Origin of the sequence: Pseudomonas yamanorum, from assembly GCF_900105735.1 — a bacterium.
In the GTDB taxonomy this organism is placed as follows: Bacteria; Pseudomonadota; Gammaproteobacteria; order Pseudomonadales; family Pseudomonadaceae; genus Aquipseudomonas; species Aquipseudomonas yamanorum.
In genome coordinates this window covers 1935750-1961180 of record NZ_LT629793.1, presented here as the reverse complement: position 1 = coordinate 1961180, position 25431 = coordinate 1935750, and the positions used below count along the sequence as shown (strand labels likewise).

The 25431-nt window shown below is 60.1% G+C and carries 22 protein-coding genes; 16 read left to right on the top strand and 6 right to left on the bottom strand.

All coding sequences use genetic code 11. The annotated features are described in order from the left end of the window. Positions 1 to 170: 170 nt before the first annotated feature. From pcaR to pcaC, 11 genes are all read left to right on the top strand, one after another. Positions 171 to 1013, top strand: a complete 843-nt coding sequence (pcaR, locus tag BLU46_RS09500; protein ID WP_093200967.1) for a pca regulon transcriptional regulator PcaR — start codon at positions 171 to 173, stop codon at positions 1011 to 1013. 148 nt (positions 1014 to 1161) lie between these two features. After that, on the top strand, positions 1162 to 2508 hold the full coding sequence (locus tag BLU46_RS09495) for an MFS transporter (protein WP_093200962.1): 1347 nt from the start codon (positions 1162 to 1164) through the stop codon (positions 2506 to 2508). Between the two features lie 148 nt (positions 2509 to 2656). Beyond that, entirely contained in the window at positions 2657 to 3514 is an 858-nt protein-coding gene (locus tag BLU46_RS09490; protein WP_063032796.1) for a CoA transferase subunit A, read from the top strand. Further along, complete coding sequence (locus tag BLU46_RS09485; protein ID WP_172834582.1) at positions 3511 to 4293, top strand: CoA-transferase subunit beta; 783 nt, start codon at positions 3511 to 3513, stop codon at positions 4291 to 4293. Before BLU46_RS09490 ends, BLU46_RS09485 begins: the two co-directional genes overlap by 4 nt. Continuing rightward, positions 4290 to 5495: a 3-oxoadipyl-CoA thiolase gene (gene pcaF / locus BLU46_RS09480; protein WP_172834581.1), complete on the top strand. Its 1206-nt coding sequence runs from the start codon at positions 4290 to 4292 to the stop codon at positions 5493 to 5495. The genes BLU46_RS09485 and pcaF overlap by 4 nt, the downstream gene beginning before the upstream one ends. 28 nt (positions 5496 to 5523) lie before the next feature. Next, complete coding sequence (gene pcaH / locus BLU46_RS09475; protein WP_093200953.1) at positions 5524 to 6228, top strand: protocatechuate 3,4-dioxygenase subunit beta; 705 nt, start codon at positions 5524 to 5526, stop codon at positions 6226 to 6228. Position 6229: 1 nt separating this feature from the next. After that, positions 6230 to 6796, top strand: a complete 567-nt coding sequence (gene pcaG, locus BLU46_RS09470) for a protocatechuate 3,4-dioxygenase subunit alpha (RefSeq protein ID WP_093200950.1) — start codon at positions 6230 to 6232, stop codon at positions 6794 to 6796. 180 nt (positions 6797 to 6976) lie between these two features. Then, positions 6977 to 8272, top strand: a complete 1296-nt coding sequence (locus BLU46_RS09465; RefSeq protein WP_063032788.1) for an MFS family transporter — start codon at positions 6977 to 6979, stop codon at positions 8270 to 8272. Positions 8273 to 8321: 49 nt separating this feature from the next. Beyond that, positions 8322 to 9686, top strand: a complete 1365-nt coding sequence (locus BLU46_RS09460; RefSeq protein ID WP_063032786.1) for a 3-carboxy-cis,cis-muconate cycloisomerase — start codon at positions 8322 to 8324, stop codon at positions 9684 to 9686. Positions 9687 to 9696: 10 nt separating this feature from the next. Next, complete coding sequence (pcaD, locus tag BLU46_RS09455) at positions 9697 to 10488, top strand: 3-oxoadipate enol-lactonase (protein ID WP_093200945.1); 792 nt, start codon at positions 9697 to 9699, stop codon at positions 10486 to 10488. 51 nt (positions 10489 to 10539) lie between these two features. After that, the gene (gene pcaC / locus BLU46_RS09450) at positions 10540 to 10938 is read left to right on the top strand and encodes a 4-carboxymuconolactone decarboxylase (RefSeq protein WP_017479335.1); all 399 of its coding nucleotides are present in this window, start codon (positions 10540 to 10542) and stop codon (positions 10936 to 10938) included. Positions 10939 to 10962: 24 nt separating this feature from the next. On the opposite strand, the gene BLU46_RS09445 is transcribed toward pcaC, so the two are convergent. The 6 genes from BLU46_RS09445 to BLU46_RS09420 form a co-directional block, all read right to left on the bottom strand. Then, positions 10963 to 12576 (bottom strand): M91 family zinc metallopeptidase, encoded by a 1614-nt coding sequence (locus tag BLU46_RS09445; protein WP_231988885.1) that lies wholly within the window; start codon positions 12574 to 12576, stop codon positions 10963 to 10965. A gap of 110 nt (positions 12577 to 12686) precedes the next feature. After that, positions 12687 to 13586: a polysaccharide deacetylase family protein gene (locus BLU46_RS09440; protein ID WP_063032782.1), complete on the bottom strand. Its 900-nt coding sequence runs from the start codon at positions 13584 to 13586 to the stop codon at positions 12687 to 12689. A 78-nt stretch (positions 13587 to 13664) separates the two neighbouring features. Beyond that, on the bottom strand, positions 13665 to 14915 hold the full coding sequence (locus BLU46_RS09435; protein ID WP_093200941.1) for an OprD family porin: 1251 nt from the start codon (positions 14913 to 14915) through the stop codon (positions 13665 to 13667). A 171-nt stretch (positions 14916 to 15086) separates the two neighbouring features. Further along, a complete protein-coding gene (gene adeC / locus BLU46_RS09430) occupies positions 15087 to 16544 on the bottom strand; it encodes an AdeC/AdeK/OprM family multidrug efflux complex outer membrane factor (protein WP_093200936.1) in 1458 nt (485 codons plus the stop codon). Then, complete coding sequence (locus BLU46_RS09425; protein ID WP_063032776.1) at positions 16541 to 19702, bottom strand: efflux RND transporter permease subunit; 3162 nt, start codon at positions 19700 to 19702, stop codon at positions 16541 to 16543. The genes adeC and BLU46_RS09425 overlap by 4 nt, the downstream gene beginning before the upstream one ends. Before the next feature lie 3 nt (positions 19703 to 19705). Beyond that, on the bottom strand, positions 19706 to 20854 hold the full coding sequence (locus tag BLU46_RS09420) for an efflux RND transporter periplasmic adaptor subunit (RefSeq protein WP_003219800.1): 1149 nt from the start codon (positions 20852 to 20854) through the stop codon (positions 19706 to 19708). 286 nt (positions 20855 to 21140) lie between these two features. Here BLU46_RS09420 and BLU46_RS09415 point away from each other — a divergent pair, with 286 nt between their 5' ends. The 5 genes from BLU46_RS09415 (at position 21141) to BLU46_RS09395 (ending at position 25426) form a co-directional block, all read left to right on the top strand. After that, positions 21141 to 21773 (top strand): TetR family transcriptional regulator, encoded by a 633-nt coding sequence (locus tag BLU46_RS09415; protein WP_063032772.1) that lies wholly within the window; start codon positions 21141 to 21143, stop codon positions 21771 to 21773. A gap of 433 nt (positions 21774 to 22206) precedes the next feature. After that, positions 22207 to 23562: a phenylacetate--CoA ligase family protein gene (locus BLU46_RS09410; protein WP_063032770.1), complete on the top strand. Its 1356-nt coding sequence runs from the start codon at positions 22207 to 22209 to the stop codon at positions 23560 to 23562. 14 nt (positions 23563 to 23576) lie between these two features. Next, a complete protein-coding gene (locus BLU46_RS09405) occupies positions 23577 to 24131 on the top strand; it encodes a hypothetical protein (protein ID WP_063032768.1) in 555 nt (184 codons plus the stop codon). Continuing rightward, positions 24124 to 24810 (top strand): iron-containing redox enzyme family protein, encoded by a 687-nt coding sequence (locus BLU46_RS09400; protein WP_063032766.1) that lies wholly within the window; start codon positions 24124 to 24126, stop codon positions 24808 to 24810. Before BLU46_RS09405 ends, BLU46_RS09400 begins: the two co-directional genes overlap by 8 nt. 4 nt (positions 24811 to 24814) lie before the next feature. Beyond that, a complete protein-coding gene (locus BLU46_RS09395) occupies positions 24815 to 25426 on the top strand; it encodes a flavodoxin family protein (RefSeq protein WP_063032764.1) in 612 nt (203 codons plus the stop codon). Positions 25427 to 25431: the final 5 nt, after the last annotated feature.

Below are 25431 nucleotides of genomic sequence, written 5' to 3'. Positions count from 1 at the left end.
CCTGGTGGACGATCCGGATCCGACACCAGCCGGCAGTGAAAAATTGCGATAATCGAATGGTCGTCCGATAATCGCCCAATGTTGGCCTCGCTGCCTTGTGTATCAATTGCACGGCGGCTTGTAATAGCGCTCACCCCCGCAGCGGTTAAAAATAAGAGAAAGGACCCCAAATGAACGATCAATTGCGCAACTCCTTCGCATCAGTGGCGCCGCCGATCGTTGCGTCACCGGCCAAGCGTATCCAGGCGTTTACCGGTGATCCGGACTTCATGACCTCTCTGGCCCGTGGCCTGGCCGTGGTGCAGGCGTTCCAGGAACGCAAGCGCCACCTGACCATCGCCCAGATCAGCCACCGCACGGAAATTCCCCGCGCCGCCGTACGTCGTTGCCTGCATACCCTGATCAAACTCGGCTATGCCACCACCGACGGGCGTACCTATTCGCTGCTGCCCAAGGTGTTGACCCTCGGCCACGCGTACCTGTCGTCCACGCCCCTGGCGGTTTCCGCCCAACCCTACCTGGACCGCATGAGCGAGCAACTCCACGAAGCCTGCAACATGGCGACCCTGGAAGGCGATGACATCCTCTACATTGCCCGCTCCGCCACCACCCAGCGCCTGATTTCCATCGACCTTTCCGTGGGCGGCCGTCTCCCGGCCTACTGCACCTCCATGGGCCGTATCCTGCTGGCGGCGCTGGATGATGCCTCGCTGCAGGACTACCTCGACCACGCCGACCTGCAAACCAAGACCAGCCGCACCCTCACCACCCCGCAAGCCTTGCTCGAATGCCTGCAGGAAGTGCGGCAACAAGGCTGGTGCATTGTCGACCAGGAACTGGAACAAGGCCTGCGTTCCATCGCTGTGCCGGTGTACGACGCTTCCGGCCAGGTTCTGGCTGCGCTGAACGTCAGCACCCATGCCGGGCGGGTCAGCCGCAGTGAGCTGGAGCAGCGTTTTCTGCCAAGCATGCTCAGCGCCAGCCAGGAGCTGAGTGCCCAGCTGTTTGCGTAAGCTGTTCGGTGACCGCACAGATCCCGGCTGGATGAATTGACGGTGTTTCCCAAGGCTTATTAATGTGCGGCAGCGCTTCAAGGCGCCGCCCCAATAATAATGACGACTCAAGGTCGTTCGCCCGCCCATCGGTGTGGAAATAAAAATAATGAATCAGCCTTCACCTGCTGTCGGTACTTGCCTGGACGTTCAGTCCTTCATCAACGCCCAGCCGCTGTCGCGGTATCAGTGGCGGGTGGTGATCCTGTGTTTTCTCATCGTCTTCCTCGACGGCCTCGACACGGCCGCCATGGGCTTTATTGCCCCGGCGCTGTCCCAGGACTGGGGCATCGACCGCGCCAGTCTCGGCCCGGTGATGAGCGCCGCGTTGATCGGCATGGTCTTTGGCGCCCTCGGCTCCGGCCCACTCGCCGACCGCTTCGGACGCAAGGTGGTGCTGGTGGGGGCGGTATTGGTGTTTGGTGCCTTCAGCCTGGCATCGGCCTACAGCAGCAACGTCGATCAACTGCTGATCCTGCGTTTCCTCACCGGCCTGGGCCTGGGCGCGGGCATGCCGAATGCCACGACGCTGCTCTCCGAATACACCCCGGAGCGCCATAAGTCGCTGCTGGTGACCAGCATGTTCTGCGGCTTCAACCTGGGCATGGCCGGTGGTGGGTTTATCTCGGCCAAGTTGATCCCGGCCTTTGGCTGGCACAGCCTGCTGATGATCGGCGGCATCTTGCCGTTGATCCTCGCGGTGGTGTTGCTGTTCTGGCTGCCGGAGTCGGCGCGTTACCTGGTGGTGCGCAATCGCGGCACCGACAAGGTGCGCAAGACCCTCGCGCCCATCGAGCCCAGCATCGTCGCCCAAGCCTCAAGCTTCAGCGTACCCGAGCAAAAAACCGTCAAGGCGCGCAACGTGTTCGCGGTGATCTTCTCGGGCACCTACAGCGCCGGCACCTTGCTGTTGTGGCTGACTTATTTCATGGGCCTTGTGATTGTTTACCTGCTGACCAGTTGGCTGCCGACCCTCATGCGTGACAGCGGCGCCAGCATGGAACAGGCCGCATTTATCGGTGCGTTATTCCAGTTCGGCGGCGTGCTAAGCGCAGTCGGCGTGGGCTGGGCGATGGATCGGTTCAATCCCCACAAGGTCATCGGCGCCTTCTATCTGCTGGCCGGGGTGTTTGCCTACGCGGTGGGGCAGAGCCTGGGCAATATCACGCTGCTGGCGACCCTGGTGCTGATCGCCGGTATGTGCGTCAACGGTGCGCAATCGGCGATGCCATCGTTGGCCGCACGCTTCTACCCAACCCAGGGCCGTGCCACCGGTGTGTCGTGGATGCTCGGCATCGGCCGTTTTGGCGCGATCCTCGGTGCATGGATGGGCGCAACCTTGCTGGGCCTGGGCTGGAACTTCGAACAGGTGCTGACGGCACTGGTGATACCAGCGGCATTGGCCACCACCGCGGTGGTGATCAAGGGCATGGTCAGTCATGCGGACGCCACCTGAGGCGGACCGATAGCAAGACAACAATCCGTTCGATAATCGAACACTCAGTCGATTATCGGATTGTTTGGCCTCAACCCCCGGCTTAATCTTCAAGCACTTCGGCGCTGCCCCCAGCGCCTTTTTCGATCGATACCGGGAGCCCAACCCCATGGCTGAAATCCTTTCGCTGGCTGATGCGGTCAAGCAGTTCGTGAATGACGGTGACACCGTTGCACTGGAAGGCTTTACTCACCTGATCCCTACGGCGGCGGGTCATGAAATCATTCGTCAGGGCAAGAAAGACCTGACCCTGGTGCGCATGACGCCTGACCTGATTTACGACCAGTTGATCGGTGCGGGCTGTGCACGCAAGCTGATTTTCTCCTGGGGCGGCAACCCGGGCGTGGGCTCCCTGCATCGCCTGCGGGACGCGGTTGAAAAGCAATGGCCGCAACCGCTGGAGATCGAAGAACACAGCCACGCCGACCTGGCCAATGCCTACGTCGCCGGTGCCTCCGGCCTGCCATTCGCGGTGCTGCGGGCCTACGCCGGTTCCGACCTGCCCAAGGTCAACCCGCTGATCAAGACCGTGACTTGCCCCTTCACCGGCGAAGTGCTGGCTGCCGTGCCATCGGTGCGCCCGGACATCACCGTGATCCACGCACAAAAGGCTGACCGCAAGGGCAACGTGTTGCTCTGGGGCATCCTCGGGGTGCAGAAAGAAGCGGCCCTGGCGGCCAAGCGCTGCATCGTCACCGTCGAAGAAATCGTCGATGACCTCAAGGCACCGATGAACGCCTGCGTCCTGCCGACCTGGGCCCTGACTGCCGTGTGTCATGTGCCGGGTGGCGCGCATCCGTCCTACGCCCACGGTTACACCGAACGTGACAACCGCTTCTACCAGGCGTGGGACCCGATTGCCCGGGACCGTGAGACGTTTACTGCGTGGATCAACGAATACATCCACGGCACCGCCAACTTCAGTGAATTCCAGGCCAAGCTGGCCACCGCGCAGGAGGCCAAATAATGGCTTACTCCACCAATGAAATGATGACCGTCGCCGCCGCGCGCCGCCTGAAGAACGGTTCGGTGTGCTTCGTTGGCATCGGCCTGCCTTCCAAGGCTGCCAACCTGGCGCGCCTGACGTCGTCGCCGGATGTGGTGCTGATCTATGAGTCCGGCCCGATTGGCGCCAAGCCATCCGTGCTGCCGCTGTCCATCGGCGACGGCGAGCTTGCGGAAACCGCAGACACCGTGGTGCCTACCGGTGAGATTTTTCGCTACTGGCTGCAGGGCGGGCGCATTGACGTCGGCTTCCTCGGTGCGGCTCAGGTCGACCGTTTCGGCAATATCAACACCACCGTGGTCGGTGATTATCACCAGCCCAAAGTGCGCCTGCCGGGTGCCGGTGGCGCGCCGGAGATCGCCGGCTCCGCCAAGAGCGTGCTGATCATCCTCAAGCAGTCGGCGCGTTCGTTTGTCGACAAGCTGGACTTCATCACCTCGGTTGGCCACGGCGAAGGCGGCGACTCACGTAAACGCCTGGGTCTGCCAGGCGCCGGTCCGGTAGGCATCATTACCGACCTGTGCATCATGGAACCGGAGGAGGGCAGCCACGAGTTTGTCGTCACCGCCCTGCACCCCGGCGTAACCCGTGAGCAAGTGGTGGCCGCCACCGGTTGGGCGATTCGTTTTGCCGACCAGGTGACCACCAGCGCCGAACCTACCGAGATTGAACTGACCGCCCTGCGCGACCTTGAGGCACGCACTGCTGCGGCCCACGGCCAAGCCCCCGGAGAAGCCTGATGCGCGACGTATTTATCTGTGACGCCATTCGTACCCCCATCGGCCGTTTTGGCGGTGGCTTGTCCACCGTGCGTGCCGATGACCTGGCGGCACTGCCGATCAAGGCGCTGATGGAACGCAACCCATCGGTGGACTGGAACGCGGTGGATGAAGTGTTCCTCGGCTGCGCCAACCAGGCCGGTGAAGACAACCGCAACGTGGCGCGCATGGCAGCATTGTTGGCGGGCCTTCCGGAAAACATTCCCGGCGTCACCCTGAACCGCCTGTGCGCCTCGGGCATGGACGCGATCGGCACGGCTTTCCGCGCCATCGCCAGCGGCGAAATGGAGCTGGCGATTGCCGGTGGCGTTGAGTCGATGTCCCGCGCACCGTTTGTGATGGGCAAGGCCGATGCGGCGTTCTCGCGCAACATGAAGCTGGAAGACACCACCATCGGCTGGCGTTTCATCAACCCGTTGATGAAGGCCCAGTACGGCGTCGATCCGATGCCGCAAACCGCCGACAACGTGGCCGAAGATTACAAAGTCTCCCGCGTCGATCAGGACGCCTTCGCTCTGCGCAGCCAGCAACGTACCGCTGTTGCACAGGCTGCCGGCTTCTTCGCCGAAGAAATCGTGCCGGTGCGTGTCGCCCATAAAAAAGGCGAAACCCTGGTCGAGCACGACGAGCACCCGCGGGCCGATACCACTTTGGAAGCCCTGACCAAACTCAAGCCGGTCAACGGCCCTGACAAGACTGTCACCGCGGGCAACGCCTCGGGTGTGAACGACGGCGCCGCGGCGCTGATCCTGGCCTCCGCTGAAGCCGTCAAAAAACATGGCCTGACCGCTCGCGCTCGTGTGCTGGGCATGGCCAGTGCCGGTGTGGCGCCTCGCGTCATGGGCATCGGCCCGGTGCCGGCGGTGCGCAAACTAGTGGAGCGCCTCGGCCTGGCGGTCACCGATTTTGATGTGATCGAGCTCAACGAAGCCTTCGCCAGCCAGGGCTTGGCCGTACTGCGCGAGTTGGGGATTGCCGACGACGCGCCGCAGGTCAACCCGAACGGCGGCGCCATTGCCCTTGGCCATCCGCTGGGCATGAGCGGCGCGCGTCTGGTACTGACCGCCCTGCATCAGCTGGAAAAAACTGGCGGCAGCAAAGGCCTGGCGACCATGTGTGTCGGTGTTGGCCAAGGCCTGGCCCTGGCGATCGAACGCGTTTGAGACCCACAAGAAGAAAGAGGATTGCTCCATGAGTGACAAGCCCGGATACCGGCGCCCGCAAGCGGGTACTCAGCCTGATTACCTGCACCCGGCCTACCAGTCGACGAACCTGCGTTCGCCGTCCAAGCCGTTGGTGTTCCTGCCCCATTCCTTGTCGGAAATCACCGGCCCGACTATCGGCGCCGAGCGCATCAACGAAAAGGACAACGACCTGACCGCCCAGCATGAAGGCGAGCCCCAGGGCGAACGCATCATCATTCACGGGCGTGTGCTGGACGAAAACGGCTTGCCCGTGCCCGGCATCCTCGTGGAAATCTGGCAGGCCAATGCTGCCGGCCGCTACAACCACAAGCGCGACCAGCACGACGCGCCGCTGGACCCGAACTTCACCGGCACCGGGCGCACCGTCACCGACGCCGAGGGCTGGTACCAGTTCCAGACCATCAAGCCCGGCGCCTACCCGTGGGGCAACCATCACAACGCGTGGCGCCCGGCGCACATCCACTTCTCGCTGTTCGGCCCGAGTGTGCTGACGCGGTTGGTGACGCAGATGTATTTCCCCGGCGACCCGCTGCTGGCCTACGACCCGATCTACAACTGCGTCCCGGACACGTCCGCCAAGGAACGCCTGATCGCCAGTTTCGACCTGGAAAAAACCATTCCGCACTATGCCCTCGGCTACCGCTGGGACATCGTCCTGCGCGGCCGCGACGCCACGCCGATGGAGAAATGAGATGAGCCTCAACGCGACTACTTCCCACACCGTCGGGCCGTATTACCACATCGGCCTGACCTGGCTGAACCGCGAAGACCTCACCGTTGCCGCCACCCTCGGTGAGCGCGTGGCGATCACCGGGCAGGTGGTGGATGGCAACGGCGATGTGGTCAACGACGCCATGCTGGAAGTCTGGCAGGCCAATGCGGCCGGCAAGTACGACCATCCTGAGGATGATCAGGACAAGCCGGTGGACCCGAACTTCGAAGGCTTTGGCCGGGTGCCGGTGGATGCCGAAGGGCGTTTCAGGTTTACCACCATCAAGCCGGGCAGTGTGCCGGGGTTGAAGGGCACGACCCAGGCGCCGCATTTGGTGGTGCTGGTGTTTGCCCGTGGGTTGGTGAAGCACCTGCTGACGCGGATTTACTTTGACGGTGAGGCGGCGAATGGCGATGACGCGCTGTTGGCGTGTGTGCCGCAGGAACGCCGGCGCACGTTGATCGCCAAGGCGGATGCGACGGGTGTGTATCAGTGGAATGTGATTTTGCAGGGCACAGACGAGGAGACGGTGTTCTTCGATTATTGAGTTGGCTGGGGACCTGTCGCAGGCAAGCCGGCTCCCACAGGGGAATGCATTCCAAATGTGGGAGCCGGGTTTGCCCACAATGAGGCCGGCACAGGCAACAAATATCCAAAAGTCTGCTTGCGGAACATGGTTGTTGCAAAGTATGTCTAGGCTATAACCGTTCCCACTGAGTGAAAAAACATGACAACAAAAACCAGCCACTACACCGGAGAAGAACGCAGCAAAAGGATTTTTGCGATTGTCGGTGCCTCTTCCGGCAACCTCGTCGAATGGTTCGACTTCTACGTCTATGCCTTCTGCGCCATCTATTTCGCCCCGGCGTTTTTCCCGTCGGACGACCCCACCGTGCAACTGCTCAACACCGCTGGCGTGTTCGCCGCCGGCTTCCTGATGCGCCCCATCGGCGGCTGGCTGTTCGGCCGGGTGGCGGATAAACACGGTCGCAAGAATTCGATGATGATCTCGGTGCTGATGATGTGCGCCGGCTCCCTGGTCATCGCCTTTTTGCCCACCTATAAAGACATCGGCGCCTGGGCCCCGGCCTTGCTGCTGGTGGCCCGGTTGTTCCAGGGCCTGTCGGTAGGCGGCGAATACGGCACTACCGCTACCTATATGAGTGAAGTGGCGCTCAAGGGCCAGCGCGGGTTCTTTGCCTCGTTCCAGTACGTGACCCTGATCGGCGGGCAACTGCTGGCGGTGTTGGTGGTGGTGATCCTGCAACAGATCCTCACCGAAGATGAACTGCGGGCCTGGGGCTGGCGGATTCCGTTTGTGATCGGCGCCATTGCGGCGGTGATCTCGCTGCTGCTGCGTCGCACCCTGAAAGAAACCACCAGCAAGGAAATGCGTGAAGACAAGGACGCCGGCAGCATTGCCGCGCTGTTCCGCGATCACAAGGCCGCGTTTATCACCGTGCTCGGCTACACCGCCGGCGGTTCGCTGATTTTCTACACGTTCACCACCTACATGCAGAAGTACCTGGTGAACACCGCCGGGATGCACGCCAAGACCGCCAGCTACATCATGACCGGCGCGCTGTTCTTCTACATGTGCATGCAGCCGGTGTTCGGCATGCTGGCGGACAAGATTGGCCGCCGTAACTCGATGCTGTGGTTCGGTGCCCTGGGCACGCTTTGCACCGTGCCGATCCTGTTGACCCTGAAAACCGTCAGCAGTCCGTTCCTGGCCTTTGTGTTGATCACCCTGGCCCTGGCCATCGTGAGCTTCTACACCTCCATCAGCGGCCTGGTGAAAGCCGAGATGTTCCCGCCGCAAGTGCGTGCATTGGGCGTGGGCCTGGCGTATGCGGTGGCGAACGCGATCTTCGGTGGTTCGGCGGAATACGTGGCCTTGGGGCTCAAGTCCATGGGCATGGAGAACACCTTCTACTGGTACGTCACGGCGATGATGGCGGTGGCGTTCCTGTTCAGCTTGCGCCTGCCCAAAGAGGCGGCGTACTTGCATCACGATCTGTAACCGGCTGGCGCATGCCCCTCTTCGGGTATGCGCCACCTAGGGATGTTTTATGACGATGCGCACGAGCAACCAACTGTTCGACGCCTACTTCACCGCCAACAGCATGGCCGAAGTGTTCTGCGACCAAGGGCGCTTGCAGGGCATGCTGGATTTCGAAGCGGCACTGGCCCGGGCCGAGGCTCAGGTCGGGTTGATCCCGCAAGCGGCCGTCGCACCGATTGCCCAGGCCTGCCTGGCTTCTCTTTACGACGTGGATGCCCTCGGCGAGGCGATTGCCACGGCGGGCAATTCGGCGATTCCGTTGGTCAAGGCCCTCGGCAAATTGATCGCCAGCGAAGATGCCGGCGCGGAACGTTATGTGCATCTGGGCGCTACCAGTCAGGATGTGATGGACACCGGCCTGGTGCTGCAACTGCGCAGCGCTGTCGAGTTGATCGAACACGATCTGGCGCGGTTGGGTGACATTCTTGCCGCCCAGGCTCAGCGCTATGGGACAACTCCTTTAGCTGGCCGGACGTGGCTGCAACATGCGACGCCGGTCACCCTGGGCATGAAAATCGCCGGCTGGCTCGGCGCAGTCACCCGAAGTCGGCAGCGCCTGAGTGAGCTCAAGCCGCGTTTGCTGGTGCTGCAATTTGGCGGTGCTTCCGGAACCCTGGCAGCCCTTGGCGAACAGGCGATGCCGGTGGCGCAAGCCTTGGCGGCCGAGTTGCAGCTGGGCCTGCCGGAGCAACCTTGGCACACCCAGCGCGATCGTCTGGTGGAGTTTGCCTCGGTGCTTGGCCTGATCGCCGGTAGTCTCGGCAAACTGGGCCGCGACATCAGCCTGCTGATGCAGACCGAAGCGGCGGAAGTGTTCGAACCCTCAGCCCCCGGCAAGGGCGGCTCTTCGACCATGCCCCACAAGCGCAACCCGGTGGGCGCGGCCGTGCTGATCAGCGCCGCCACCCGCGTGCCGGGCCTGGTGGCGACGATGTTCAGCGCCATGCCCCAGGAGCACGAACGCAGCCTGGGCTTGTGGCATGCCGAATGGGAAACCTTGCCGGAAATTTGCCGGCTGGTATCCGGTGCATTGCATCAGGCGCTGCTGGTGAGTGAAGGGCTGGAAGTCGACCCAGGGCGCATGGCCCAGAATCTGGACTTGACCCAAGGCCTGGTATTGGCTGAAGCGGTCAGCATCGTCCTCGCCCAGCGCCTGGGCCGCGAAACTGCGCACCATCTGCTGGAACAGTGCTGCAAACGCGCCGTCGCCGATGGGCGCCACCTGCGGGCGGTGCTGGGGGAAGAACCCCAGGTGACTGCCGAGCTTTCGCCGGCCGAACTCGATCGCCTGCTGGACCCGGCGCACTACCTGGGCCAGGCACACACCTGGGTTACCCGGGCCGTGGCCGAACATTTTGCTTTGACTGCCTGAGGAGGCTGCTGTGGGATTTGTACAACTCGCCGATGGCGAACTGAACTACCAACTCGATGGCCCCGAAGACGCACCGGTGTTGGTGCTGTCCAACTCCCTGGGCACCGACCTGCACATGTGGGATATCCAGATCGAGGCGTTCACGAAATACTTCCGGGTGCTGCGTTTCGACACCCGAGGCCACGGCAAATCCCTGGTCACCGAAGGCCCTTACAGCATCGAGCAATTGGGCCGTGACGTATTGGCGCTGCTGGATGCGCTGGAAATCGAACGCGCGCATTTCTGCGGGTTGTCCATGGGCGGCCTGATCGGCCAGTGGCTGGGCATCCATGCGGGTGAGCGTTTGCATCGGTTGGTGGTGTGCAACACCGCAGCCAAAATCGGCACGCCCGAGATCTGGAACCCGCGCATCGAGATGGTCCTGCGCGACGGTGCGGCAGCGATGGTTGCCCTGCGTGACGCGTCGATTGCCCGCTGGTTCACCGCCGACTTTGCCGAGGCTCATCCTGACCAGGCCAAGCTGATCACCGACATGCTGGCAGCGACCAATCCCCAAGGTTATGCCGCAAACTGCGCGGCTGTGCGCGATGCGGATTTCCGTGAGCAACTGTCGTCCATCAAGGTGCCGACCCTGGTGATTGCCGGCAGCGAAGACGCGGTCACGCCGCCGTCTGGTGGGCACTTTATCCAGGAACATGTGAAGGGCGCCGAGTACGCCGAGTTCTACGCCGCGCACCTGTCCAACGTACAGGCCGGCGCGGCGTTCAGCGACCGTGTGCTGGAATTTCTGTTAGCCCGCTGAGTATCGCCACAGGTTATGTGCCTGTCGTCAACGTTGCATGAGGAGCTTTTTGTGGACGAGAAACAACGTTATGCCGACGGCCTGCAAGTGCGCCGTGAAGTGCTGGGGGACGCCCACGTCGACCGCAGCCTCAACGCCCTGACCGAATTCAACAGCGAGTTCCAGGAAATGATCACCCGCCACGCCTGGGGTGATATCTGGACCCGCCCGGGCCTGCCGCGGCATACCCGCAGCCTGATCACCATCGCCATGCTGATCGGCATGAACCGCAGCGAAGAGCTGAAGCTGCACCTGCGCGCCGCCGCGAGCAACGGCGTGACCCGCGCCGAGATCAAGGAAGTGCTGATGCAGAGCGCGATCTATTGCGGGATCCCGGCGGCGAATGCGACGTTTCATTTGGCTGAGTCGGTGTGGGATGAGTTGGGGGTTGAATCGCGCGATCCAGCCTGATTGAACCCCCGCAGGACGCGTCTGCTAGGTGTACTGGGTGCGTAACGGGCGTCCCATTTCCTCTCGGAGAGCATTTTCCGTAAAGGGCTTGGGATTGGTTGTCGTGGGTTCGGTTGATCGATGATTGTCGAAGTCAAAAGGCAGCGCAACCGTAGGCAGGCCTACAGCTTGCCGTTCGGCGTTGGGTTCGCCGCCGGGGTTCTCCGGGATGCCGGTATCGCCTTCGAGAAAGGTTCCCGTGGCACCGTTATAGGCATGGGCCATTTCATGGTAGAGGGCGTTGACTGGGGCGCTGTCTTCATCCAGTGAGTAGGAGGGGTTGTAGTGTATTTCCCCGCCTGTAGCGGCCGCGCCGCGCTGATTATGGGTGATGTAGCCCCGGGCTGCGGGCTCTAGCGTTTCAAGGGTATTGCCGGCTGCCAAGTGGTTGCGAACAGCCGTGTTGTTGAAAAAGTAACGACCGTTATCCTCAGAAAACTCAATGATGCGAACGGGCGCATCGTTTTGCTGAGCCTTGGCGTCGGCGGTACTGAGCATCTTCTTGCCCTGCATAGACATTCTCAGCAGTTCCATATCGTCTTCTACCTGTTGTTTGAACTCGGTAGAGCCTTCAACGATATAGCCACTTTTACCCGCCTCACTGGGTTGTGTGTGAACAAGTGTGGAACCTGGGGTGCGATGAATCTGGTCCGAAGGCTTGGCGTAAATAACGGTGTCATCGTTGTCGGACCTGACAATGTTCTTGTCGCGGCCGGTATAAACCGTGGCGGGGCCGTGAGTGACAATCAGGTTTTCACCTTTGCCTCCGTGCATGACCGCCGGAATGTTTGTGTCATTGCGGGTGACAATCATGAAGTCGTGGCCATCACCGCCGTCCATGAGCAGGCGGCGCTCAGGGAGGCCTTGGCCTGCCTGCATGCGATCGTTGCCGTTATTGCCTTTGAGGATGCTGTTGCCTGAGCCTGCGATCAGCAGGTCATCGCCATCATCGCCCATCGCGATGCCATTGCCGCTCCCGAGTTTGAGCCTGTCGTTACCTGCACCGCCGTATAGCCGGGTATTGCCGGAGCCCGCCTGGGCGTAATCGTCACCAGCGCCCAACTCAATGCGAATATCGTTATCAACCTGTGGATCGATCAGCACGCAATCGTTGCCGCCATTGGTTCTGATCCGCAGTGGTTGGGTTTCACTGCCATCAGGGGAACGAAGCAGGTTCAGTTGATAGGGCGTGTTGTTGATGATGGCGATCAGATTGTTGTCCGGACTTTTTTTGATGACCACCTTGTCGTCGTGATTGGCGGTCTCGATGATGAATTCGTTACCGGCAGCGCCTACAGGCTTCCCGCCTTTGCTGACGTAGGTGATTTCCTGGTAAATCTTCACATTCTGGTCATGACGCAATATGTCGGTGTTGGTGTATTTTTTTTCGTTTTTGTCGAGGGGGTTCTGATCCGCGGCGAGCTTGGAAAGGGAAGAGAAATACATGAAATCCAGGGGTCTGTCGTGACCGATATACCGGGATGATTTGCTGGTGACTACGACGGGGGCCTGCACAGAGGGAGCAGTGGAAGCCGCTGGCAGGGGCGATGTCGACAGTTGATTAAAGGCAGGCGAAACCAATAGCGAAGGCGTGTTCATGGGGGTATCTCATCGCGAATATACCCCAGTGTGTGGTGCGGGTTGAGCGTGGGTTCCCCTGTCGGTCGAGCTTGGACAGGGGCAAATGTTACCTGCTGTCACGCAGGTGATTAATGAGCGTCAGCGTCCCACACCCAATTCCACACCCCCGGCAGATGCACCACTTCGTCGGCGCTCTTCACCGTGCGGGCCATGGCGGCTCGCTGCAAGGTTGCCCGGTCGGTATAGAACGGCTGCTGGGCGACCGGCACGCCGTTGATGCGCGCGCTGTCCATCAGGATTTGCAGGTATTCCTTCAAGTGCCAGGCGGTGTAGCGGTTGATGTCGTGGAAGGTCACCACCACCGGGATCACGCCGTCCACCGTTGGCAACTCATCCCGGGCGATGCGTTCGCGCAGTACTGACAGTTGGCGTATCAGGTTTTCCCGCCGGCGGGGGCTGCCATTGAACACCCAGATCACCCCATCGTTTGCACTCAGGTCCGTGAGCAGCACATGCATGCCGTGCTGCTGATAGGCGGCGAAGGTGCGCTTGTCGTAGTTCCAGAACGGCGGGCGTACCAGCGTGGGCGGCTGGCCGGTGATGGATTCGAGGGTCGACGAGCCCAGGCTGAGGTAGTGTTCCAGCTCAGCGGGATTCTGCGAGCGATGATTGCTGTGCCATGGGGTCGCGGTGTGGAAGCCCAGGATATGACCCGCCGCGTATTCGCGTTCCATGGTCTTGCGGCCTCGCGGGTTGCCGCCGGAGCGGGGCGCCTCGGTCTGCAAAAAGAACACCGCCTTGATCCCCGGTTGTATCGGGTTGTTCGCCAGGTCCGCCATCACCGAGCGGCTGGGGTTCATGAAACCCGAGGCGCTGGGGCCGTCGTCGAAGGTCAGCAAAAAACGGATCGGCGCTTCGGTTTGCAGGCGTCGTTCGGTTTGCGGTGTCAGCGCCAAGGGCGGGCCGATGCAGCCGCTTAGACTCAGGGCCAAGGCTAATGCGGCCGATACGATGGCAAAGTGTTTCATGGAGGACTCGAAAGACGTTGGCTGCTGGGGCGGGTCATCCATGACACGCGCGCACCATACAGCAAGTCTGTCGAGGCTTTACAGCAGGCTTATCGGGTAACTGACGATCAACCGGTTTTCATCAAACTCATTGTTGTTGTAATCCCTGCGCATGCTGGAATTGCGCAGACGCACATTGAGGTTCTTCAATGTTCCGCTCTGCACAACGTAGGCCACTTCAGTTTCCCGTCCCCATTCCTTACCGTCAGTCACCGTGCCGCTGTGTACGTTACTGCCGCTGATATAGCGGTTCATCAGTGTCAGGCCCGGCACGCCAAGGGCGGCGAAGTTGTAGTCATGGCGCACCTGCCAGGATTTTTCCTGGGCATTGTCGTAGCTGGAGTTGTAGCTGTCGTTGGCCAGGGTGCCGCCGCTGGTGCCGTTGACGCGCATCCAGGCACTGTTGCCGGTGAGCTTTTGCAGGCCGACGTAGAAGGTGTTGCCGCCGTATCGGGCCGAGAACAATCCGGACCAGGTCTTGTTGTCGAGGTCACCGGCGCGGGCGCTGCCGTCGTCCTTGCCATAGAAGAACCCGAGGTTGGCGCCCAGGGTCCAGTCGCCTACGGGCTGGCTGTGGATCAGGTTCAGGTATTGCTGGCGGTAGATGTCCTTGAGCTGCGCGTTCCACACGCCGATCTGGGTGCGTTTGTCGTTGAAGGCATACTCGCCGCCCTGGAAGTTGAAACGGTCGGAAGTAAACGCGGTTTTCCCGAACATCGACATGTCGGTCATGCTGCTGTCGTCGCGCGGACTGTTGGCGCGGAACTGGCCGCCGTACAGGGTCAGGCCGTCGATTTCTTTGGAGGTGATTTGCCCACCGCGCAGGGTTTGCGGGAGCGAGCGGCCATCGTCCGAACGCAGGATTGGCAGCACCGGCATCCATTCGCCGACCTTCACTTCCGTCTTCGAAATTCGCGCCTTGAACGCCACGCCCAAACGCCCGAATTCATCCGCAGGGCGGCCGTCGTGGTCCAGCGGCAACAGCTGGGTGCCACCGGTGCCGCGCCCGCCATCAAGCTTCAATGAGTACAGCCCCAGTACATCCACACCGAAACCTACGGTGCCCTGGGTAAAGCCCGACTTGGCGTCGAGAATGAAACTTTGCGTCCACTCCTGCGCGCCGCCCTGGGTTTTGGTGGGGTTGGTGTAATTGCGATTGAAGAAGAAATTACGCAGGTTGAGGTTGGCGCTGGCATCTTCGAGAAAGCCGTGTTCTTCAGCGACGACGGGGAGGGCAAGGCTGGCGACAGCGGTTGCCAGCAAGAGCCGGCGCGGGTTGAAAGTGCTCATGGTGTTGGACCTGTTGTTATTGGGGTTATGCAGGTGGCGGCCATGGTGCGGGGCAGTATGGGGGCGATGAAAGTGGGGGAAAGCGGGTTGTGGGCGATGATCGAACGCAAAGTAGGGGCGTAAAAAAACCGCTCCCTGTGAGGGAAGCGGTTTTTGTTTACTGCGCCACTATCAGAACAACTTCAAGGGCGGCGCTTCTTCTTTCAACGGTTCGTTCTTCGCGGTTTGTTCGTTCCAGCCACCACCGAGGGCCTTGTACAGGTTGACCTCGCTGTTGAGCTGCGCCAGGCGATCGGTGATCAGCGATTGCTGGGCACTGAACAGTTGGCGCTGGGCATCGAGGAACGTCAGGTTGCTGTCGACACCAATGCGGTAGCGACGCTCGGCCAGGCGGTAGTAATCCTGGTTGGCCGCGACGAAGCCACGTTGGGCGTCCAGTTGCTGCTTGTAGGTCTCACGGGCGGCGAGGCCGTCGGAGACTTCCTGGAAGCCGGTCTGGATCGCTTTCTCGTAGTTGGCGACGTTGATCTCTTTCTGGATTTTCGAGTAATCCAGGCTGGCGCGCAGGCTGCCGGCGTTGAAGATCGGGATGTTGATCTGCGGTGCAAACGACCAGGTACCCGAACCGCCCTTGAACAGGCCGCCCAGGGTCGGGCTTGCGGTGCCGGCGCTGGCGGTCAGGCTGATGCTCGGGAAGAACGCCGCCCGTGCGGCGCCGATGTTGGCGTTGGCCGCCTTGAGGTTGTACTCGGCCTGCAGGATGTCGGGACGACGTTGCAGCAGGTCCGATGGCAGGCCGGCCGGTACTTCGCTCAACAGGTCATCAGCCAATGGCCGGCTGACGATGTTCGCCGGCAGGCCGGTACCCAGCAGCAGGGTCAGGTTGTTTTCGTCCTGAGCCACCTGGCGGGTATAACGCGCCAGTGCAACCCGGGCGTTTTCCACCGAGGTACGGGCCTGGCTCAAGTCCAGGGCCGACGCCACGCCGACTTCGTTGCTGCGCGAGGTGAGCTTGTAGCTCTGTTCGAACGCACCGAGAGTGTCCTGGGTGAGCTTGAGCAGTTCCTTGTCGGCCTGCCAGGTCAGGTAGGCATTGGCCACGCTGGCCACCAGGCTGATCTGGGTCGTGCGACGCGCTTCTTCAGTGGCGAAGTATTGTTGCAGCGCTTGTTCGCTCAGGCTGCGGACGCGGCCGAACAGGTCCAGCTCATAAGAGCTGATCCCGAGGCCAGCCGAATACTGGCTGGAGATGGTCGATTCGCCGGTCTGGGACAGCTTGGCCGGGGTACGCGAGCGGCTGCCGCTGCCCGTGGCCGAGATTGCCGGGAACAGGTCGGCACGCTGGATCTGGTACTGCGCGGCATACGCGTCGATGTTCAGGGCCGCGACACGCAGGTCGCGGTTGTTCACCAGTGCAGTCTGGATCAGCTGTTGCAGGGCTGGGTCATGGAAAAACTGCTTCCAGCCTTGCTCGGCAGCGGCCTGGCCAGGCGCCTGGGCCGACGAATACGCCGGCCCCTGCGGGAACTGCGCGGCTACCGGCGCTTCAGGGCGCTGGTAGTCCGGGATCAGCGAGCAGCCACTAAGCACGAATGCTGTGACCGCTAAGGAAAGTAGCGACTTGCTCATTGGCCAGCCTCTTTAGGAGTTTGCTTGGTTTCAGTCTTTTTACGCTCGCCAGCGGAGGACACGGTTGCGAAGAACAGGGGTACCCAGAAGATCGCGAGGACCGTGGCGGTGATCATACCGCCAATTACGCCCGTACCGATGGCGTGCTGGCTACCTGAGCCTGCACCGGTGGAAATCGCCAGGGGCAGCACGCCGAGCATGAACGCCATGGACGTCATGATGATCGGTCGCAGACGCATGCGGGATGCCTCGATGGCCGACTCGACGATGCCTTTACCCTGTTCGTGGAGCTCTTTGGCGAACTCCACGATCAGGATGGCGTTTTTCGCTGCCAGACCCACCGTCACCAAGAGGCCCACCTGGAAGAACACGTCGTTGGACAGTCCCCGCAGGCTGGTGGCGATCAACGCACCGATCACACCCAGTGGTACAACCAGAATCACCGCAATCGGGATCGACCAGCTTTCGTACAGTGCCGCAAGGCAGAGGAACACCACCAGCAGGGACAGGGCGTACAGCGCAGGTGCCTGGGAGCCGGAGAGGCGTTCTTCGTACGACAGGCCGGTCCACGAGTAACCGACACCGGCCGGCAGGTCCTTGGCAATGCGTTCGACTTCCGCCATCGCATCACCGGTACTGTAGCCAGGTGCCGGGGTACCGAGGATTTCCATCGCCGCTACACCGTTATAGCGCGAGAGTTTCGGCGAACCGAAGATCCACTTGCCCGAAGAGATGGCCGACAGCGGCACCATCTTCCCGGACGTGCTGCGTACGTACCATTTGCTCAGGTCTTCCGGAGACATCCGGCTGGCGGCGTCACCCTGTACATACACCTTCTTCACACGACCACGGTCGATGAAGTCGTTGATGTAGCTGCCACCCAAGGCGATTGCCAGGGTCTGCTGGATGTCTGCCAGGCTGATGCCCTGGGCGCTGGCCTTCTCGTCGTCAACGGTCAGCTCGTACTGCGGCTCATCGTTCACGCCGTTGGGGCGCACGCCCGCCAGGATCTTGCTTTGTGCCGCGGCACCCAGGAACTGGTTACGCGCATCCATCAACTTCTGGTGGCCGACGCCGCCCTGGTCTTGCAGGAACACGTCGAAACCGGTGGCGTTACCCAGTTCAAGTACCGACGGTGGCACCACGGCAAATACCATGGCGTCCTTGAAGGCCCCGAAGAAGTAACCCTGGGCACGCTTGGCAACCTCAAATACCGACTGGGTCGAGTCACGCTCGTCCCACGGCTTGAGCATCACGAACGCGAGGCCCGAGCTCTGGCCACGACCGGCGAAGTTGAAGCCGTTCACGGTAAACACCGATTTGACAGCCTTGCCTTCGCCTGGCTCGCCTTCCTTGTCGTTCAACAGGTAGGCGCGCATATCGTCGATGACTTTCTGCGTACGTTCAGCCGAAGAACCCACCGGCGTTTGTACCTGGGCAAAGATCACGCCCTGGTCTTCCTCCGGGAGGAACGCGCTTGGAATGCGGGTGAACATCCAGATCATGCCGGCAAGGATCAGGGCATAGACCACGAACGCCGGGAACTTGTGCTTGATCATGTTACCGACGCCGCGCTCGTAGCTCAGTACGCCACGGTCGAAGGTACGGTTGAACCAGCCGAAGAAGCCGCGCTTGGGTTGGCCGTGTTTTTCCGGGTCAATCGGCTTGAGCATGGTGGCGCACAAGGCCGGGGTGAAGATCAGGGCAACCAGTACCGACAGCGCCATCGCCGAAACGATAGTGATGGAGAACTGGCGGTAGATCACACCGGTGGAACCACCGAAGAACGCCATTGGCAGCAATACCGCCGACAACACCAGGGCGATACCCACCAGGGCCCCCTGGATCTGGCCCATGGACTTGACCGTCGCCTCCTTGGGCGACAAGTGCTCCTCGGCCATTACCCGCTCGACGTTCTCCACCACAACGATGGCATCGTCCACCAGCAAGCCGATAGCCAGGATCATGCCGAACATGGTCAGGGTGTTGATGGTGAAGCCGAACGCAGCGAGGATCCCGAAGGTACCCAGCAATACCACCGGTACGGTCATGGTGGTGATGATGGTGGCGCGGAAGTTCTGCAGGAACAGGAACATCACCAGGAACACCAGCACGATCGCTTCGACCAGGGTGTGAACCACACCGGAGATCGATTCGGTCACAACCGGCGTGGTGTCATACGGCACCACAGCCTTCATGCCAGGCGGGAAGAACGGTTCGAGGGAAGCAACCGTTTCGCGAATCGCCTTGGCGGTGTCCAGTGCGTTGGCACCGGCTGCCAGCTTGATCGCCATACCGGAAGCCGGCTTGCCGTTGAACTGTGCGCTGATGCTGTAGTTCTGGCCGCCCAGTTCGATACGCGCAACGTCACCCAGGCGAACCTGGGAGCCGTCGGTATTGACCTTCATCAGGATATTGCCGAACGCTTCAGTGGTTTGCAGACGCGTCTTGCCGATGATGGTGGCGTTCAACTGAGTGCCGGGCAGGGCAGGCAGGCCGCCGAGTTGGCCGGTGGCCACCTGGACGTTCTGCGCCTGGATGGCGTTGCTGACATCCACTGGCGTCAGCTGGTAGTTGTTCAGCTTGGCCGGGTCGAGCCAGATACGCATGGCGTACTGGGAACCGAACACCTGGAAGTCGCCCACACCGGCGGTCCGGGAAATCGGGTCCTGGATGTTGGAAACGATGTAGTTGGAGAGGTCATCCTTGGTCATGCTGCCGTCTTCCGACACCAGACCGATCACCATCAGGAAGTTCTTCACCGACTTGGTAACGCGGATACCTTGCTGCTGTACTTCTTGTGGCAGCAGCGGGGTTGCCAGGTTGAGCTTGTTCTGTACCTGAACCTGGGCGATGTCCGGGTTGGTACCCTGGTTGAACGTCGCGGTGATGGTCATGCTGCCGTCGGAGTTACTGTCCGAGGCGACATAACGCAGGTTGTCGATACCGTTGAGCTGTTGTTCGATCACCTGAACCACGGTGTCCTGCACGGTTTGTGCAGACGCGCCCGGGTAGGTCACCTGGATATCAATGGCGGTTGGCGCAATGGCCGGGTACTGGTTGATGGGCAACTTCAGGATCGACAGTGCCCCGACCAGCATGATCACCAGGGCAATTACCCAGGCGAAAATGGGACGGTCGATAAAAAATTTCGACATGAATTACTCCCCTTGACCAGCAGCGGCAGCAGGAGCAGCAGCGGAACCGGCGGGTTTGGCGTTATCAGCGTCCTTGACCTTGACTTCGATGCCCGGCTTGATGAATTGCAGGCCTTCGGTGATCACACGGTCACCGGCGTTCAGGCCTTTTTCCACCAGCCAGTAGGCGCCGGTAGTGCGGTTGGCCACCAGTACACGTTGCTCGACCTTGTTGTCCTTGTTCACCACCAGCGCGGTCGGGATGCCCTTCAGGTCGCGGGTCACGCCTTGCTGTGGTGCCAGGATGGCCTTGCTGTTCACACCGGCTTGCAGCTGCGCGTGGACAAACATGCCCGGCAGCAGGGTGTGGTCAGGGTTCGGGAACACGGCACGCAGGGTCACGGAACCGGTGGTTTCGTCGACCGAGACTTCGGAGAATTCCAGCTTGCCTTCCACGCCGTAGGCGGTGCCGTCTTCCAGGGTCAGCTTGACCTTGGCCGCGTTTTCGCCGGCTTTTTCCAGTTGGCCGCTTTCCAGGTCGCGACGCAGTTTCAGCATCTCGGCGGAGGACTGCGTGACGTCGACGTAGATCGGGTCCAGTTGCTGGATCACTGCCATGGCGTCGGTCTGGCCGTTGCTGACCAGCGCGCCTTCGGTGACCGAAGAACGACCGATACGCCCGGAGATCGGGGCAAACACCTTGGTGTAGCGCACGTTGATCTGGGCCGTTTGCACATTGGCTTCAGAGGTCATGCGGTTGGACACGGCGGTGTCGTATTCCTGGCGGCTGACGGCTTGCTCATCGACCAATTGCTTGTAGCGATCGGCAATCGACTTGGTCTGGGCGAGGTTGGCCTGGGCGCTTTTCAGGGAGGCGTCATACACCGACGGATCGATCTGATAGAGCTGCTGGCCTTCCTTGACGTCGCCCCCTTCCTTGAACAGACGCTTGAGAATGATGCCGTTGACCTGAGGGCGAACCTCGGCAATGCGATAGGCCGTGGTGCGGCCTGGCAGCTCGGATGTCAGGGTAAAGGCTTGAGGTTGAATAGTGACCACGCCGACCTGAGGGGTTTGAGCGGGCGGAGCCGCTTCTTCCTTTTTACATCCGCTGAGCAGCGATGCCAGGGCGACGGCAGTAACCAGGGCGGTAACAGCTGGCTTAAGTTGCATGAAGATCCTCGGGTCAGGCGCGCAGGGTGCGCACAAGAAGTGTGGAAGGGTAAAAAACAGGCACTGAGTAGATAAGTAGCTTGCTACGCAATATACTTACGTTCATGGTTGTTTGTAAACTCTTGACAGGCTTCGCGGAATGTTGACAAAGCAGCGTCCAAAGCCTCGATTCTAGTACGTTCGGCGCCCATGAAGGCGTCGTCCCACAATTATTCAGATGATGGTTACCGGCTCCAGAATTGCCGTTACCTATCACCCCAGGATTTCTGATTGAGGTTTTACTGCCATGGTTCGTCGTACCAAAGAGGAAGCTCAGGAAACGCGTAGCCAGATTCTTGAAGCGGCCGAGCAGGCCTTCTACGAGCGCGGGGTTGCGCGTACCACACTGGCGGATATAGCCACTCTGGCAGGCGTGACGCGCGGTGCCATCTACTGGCATTTCAGCAACAAGGCCGATCTGGTGCAGGCGATGCTCGATACGCTGCACGAGCCGCTGGATGAATTGGCCAGGGCCAGTGAGAGCGAGGACGAGGTCGATCCGCTGGGTTGCATGCGCAAGCTGCTGATTCATCTGTTCCATCAAGTGGCCCTGGACCCGAAGACCCGGCGCATCAATGAGATTTTGTTTCATAAGTGCGAATTCACCGATGAAATGTGTGATCTGCGCCGTCAGCGCCAGACCGCCAGCCTTGAATGCAACCTGCGCATCGGGCTGACCCTGCGTAACGCGGTCCATCGCGGGCAGCTTCCGGAGAATCTCGACACCGTACGTGCGGCGGTGTGCATGCATGCCTATATCGACGGAATTCTCGGCCAATGGCTGCTGGTACCCGACAGTTTTCAGTTGGCCCAGGACGCAGAGCGGTGGGTTGATATCGCGTTGGACATGCTGCGCTTGAGCCCTGGCCTGCGCAATTAAGACAAAATGCGTAATTGCGACCAGTTGTGTCAACAATAAAGACCAAGGGTAGGTCAACCGGACTTTTCCCTGATTTTGTGGGGTGACTTTATATACGGGCTGGCGGGTGGTTGATAGGTAGTTGGCTAAGTATTTTGTAGCAATATTGTTGCAAGGCTGTGAAGGAATGTTTCCCGCCGCCCATAAAAAAGCCCCGGCTCTCGCAAGCCGGGGCTTTTTTATTTCAATTGGTGCCATGGCCTTGGGCTGACGACGAGACAGCGCTTGGCGAGTGAAGATGTTCAGATAGCGCCGCCAGCGCCCATAGCACATAGGTTTTTCGATAACAACTGCTTGAGTAGACAGGTGTGGGGTTTCTCCTGGCTCGTTAGTGTCTGCATCCAGAGCGGGCAGCCGCAGTGGCGAAAAACCTATGTCGATGAGGGAGCAGGTTATGGGGGCGGTAAAGCTGTTTGATGAGTTCACGGTAAAGTATGACGATATTCATCGGGCGTACTGGACCGATACGTTAAGTGAAGGCGATCTGAAGCAATGGCATGAAGCCCAGCTTAGAACAGTCTTGCGCCACGTCAAAAACAAGTCCGCTTTCTACGCCGGGCACTTGAAGGACGTCGATGTCGACGGTGTCACGCTGGCAAATCTTTCCTCACTGCCGTTTACCACCAAGGACGATTTGCGCGAGTCCATGCTGGATATCCTCTCCGGCACATTGGAAGACAGTATTTATTACTACGAAACCACCGGTACCACCGGCCCGGCGACGCCATGCCCGCGGGATAAAAAAGAAAGTTATGCCAGCAACAAACAACTGGCCATGGCTTATCAGGCAGTGTTGGAGAAACACTTCCCTACGGAGAAAACCGTTGTGGGCGTCATGGGACCGACCGAAGTGCACTCCTTCGGCGATACCCTGGGTGATGTCTGTCATCAGCTTGGGGTCTGTAACGCCAAAATCTGGCCACATTCCCCGGTCATCGGTTATCCCAAGACGCTCCAGTTGATGAAGGACTTGCGTATCGGTGTCGTCGCGTCGGCGCCGGGGTTGCTGCTTGCGTTGGCCAAGGAAGCCGAGCGACTTGGTTTCAACCCGCGTGAGGATTTTCATTTGCGGGCGTTCATGATGAGCGGCGAACTTTGCACGCCAGCACTGAAGAACAATTTGTACAGCCTCTGGGGCTGCGAAGCCTATAACAGCCTGTATGGCTCCCAGGAAGCAATGATCATTGCCGCGACCAACGCCAGCGATCAACTAATGCCTCACCGACTCAACTACATCATCGAGGTGCTAAACCCGCAAACGGGTGAAAGCCTGGGCGACAGTGGCGAAGGGGAGCTTTGCGTCACCATGCTGATCGATGGTGTGAAGCCTCTGGTTCGCTACCGAACGGGCGACCTGGTCTCTATTCAAAAAAATCCGAAGAATCCGATCGCCCACGCGCAAGTCATGAAAGTGGTCGGGCGTGTCAAGGATGCGATGACACTCAATGGCAAGGCCTTTACCGCCGGCCATATCGAGCAGGCCCTGCTTGAAGGTGTGGAGCAATGCCTGGGGTATCAGATCGTCATCAACTGTGTGAGTGGCAGGGACACGGTGATCGCCAAGATGGAAATGTCCCGGTTCTACAAGGGCGACCGCAGCCAATTGACACTGTTGATTCGTGAGCGTGTGCGCGAACGTCTCGGCGTCGAGGCCACGATCATGATCGTCGATGACCTGGACGACCACGTGAACCTGGGCAGTTGGTTCAGTTGGAAAGAAGCGCGAATTGTCGATCAGCGCAATCGATAGCAGGGGGGCTGCGTATGAGCATGTCCGTGCAAATCGTGTCGGCGAAAAGTGAGCTGTTCCAGAAAGTCTGCGCATTAAGGTCTCGCTATATCGGTGACAACCCCGCCAATGAAGAAAGTTTTTCCGATGCCGAGGCGTTACGCGATACCTGTTCGTACCACATGGCTTATTTCGATGGCGACGAAATAGTCGGGGCTCTCCGGATAACGCCATTGGGGCATGGCATGAGCTTTGTCGAACGCGTGGTTAATGTGGGGAATTACTTCGCTCACCCCATGGATTCGTTTGATGCCAATCGGTTGGTATTGGATGAGAGGTACAGAGGGGGTTTGCACTTGAGGTCGTTTCTTCTGCAAACCGCGATCTGGCTGAAGGCCAATACGCAGTTTCGTTACATCTCGGCTTTATGCCGGGGGCGCCTGGCTGCTCTGTATGTCGATATCGGCGGCCATGTCCTGGCCGACGATATTACTTGGACGAACCGCCAGTCATCACGCAATTACAGTTTGGTTTACCTGGAATTGGAAACCGTCTTTAACACCATCAAGGGAAAAGTAGCTCATGGATAATTTTTTCAAGGAACTGGACGCGATTGTTGATAGCGGCTGGGACAAAATCAAAAAAGGTCGTTATTGGAATCATAGCCTTGAGCAGACGATTACGGTCGAGCTTTATCAGCAAGTGATGCTCCAGGTTTACCACTACACCCGGTTCAACTCGATTAATCAGGCCGCCTGTGCGTTCAGCGCGGATCCGAGTCAGACCACCCTGCTGCGCTTTGTCTATAAGCATGCACTTGAAGAGTTGGGGCACGAAAAAATGGTCATTCGCGACCTGGAGTCCATCGGTGCCTTGCCGGTGTCGTTGCCTGCGCCGCTGCCACCCACTCAAGCGCTGATCGCTTATCTGAATGACGTCGCCATTCGTCTCGGGCCGGTTGCTCGACTGGGCTACAGCTACTGGGCGGAAGAGGTGTATGAGCATATCCAGCCGATCCTGAACAAGTTTCGCACGGATCTGGGGCTCAAGGACGAGCAGATGACATTCTTCGTCGCCCATTCGACCATCGACGAAAAGCATTCCGAGGAGGTTCGCCTGGCGATGCAACGCTCGGTGAAGACGGATGAAGAGCGGGCGCTGATCAAGGAAGTGGCCCGTGTGACCCTGTACTTGACCGGCCAGTTGCTGGAGGAGTCGTTGCTCGAATACGAGCGTCTCGCCGATGCGCCGCTGGCCAAGGCGTCCTGAGCTGATGAAGCTGATCGTCATTGTCGGGTCAAGCCGCTCGCACGGGGTCAGCAGCCAGGTGGTGTCGTTGATTCGACGCCACCTGGAAGGGCGCGCCTCGGTCCAGGACCTCTGGCTGCGCGATTATCGTATCGACTACTGCGACGCTGATAACGCGTGCTCTCATACCGATTGTTTGCTGCAGGACGATGTCGCCGCAATTGTCGAGGAGATGGCCAAGGCCGACGCCATCCTGTACCTGCCAGTGATGCATGCCTATGGCACCAACAGTCGATTCCAGGCGTTCCTTGAGCGGGTGGGGTATGGCTTTTTACGCCCAAGGGAACGCCCGTTAAGGGACAAGCTGGCCGCGGTGGCGGTGGTGGGGCGCCGGTATGGGCACACAGCAGTTTTTAGTCAAGTGGTGCTGAACGTTCTGCTGAACAAAATGGTGCTCGTTGGCTCTGGATTTCCAGCCACATTCAACACGCAACTGGTTCAGGACCCCGAGGCGGAACAGGCCCTGCGGGAAACACTGGATCGCCTGCTCGAACACTTTCACAAATTGAACGAACGCCCGCGCCAAGGCGTTGAGCGTCTGCGCCTGCTCAAGCAAGTCCAATTTCAAACGGGATGATGGAT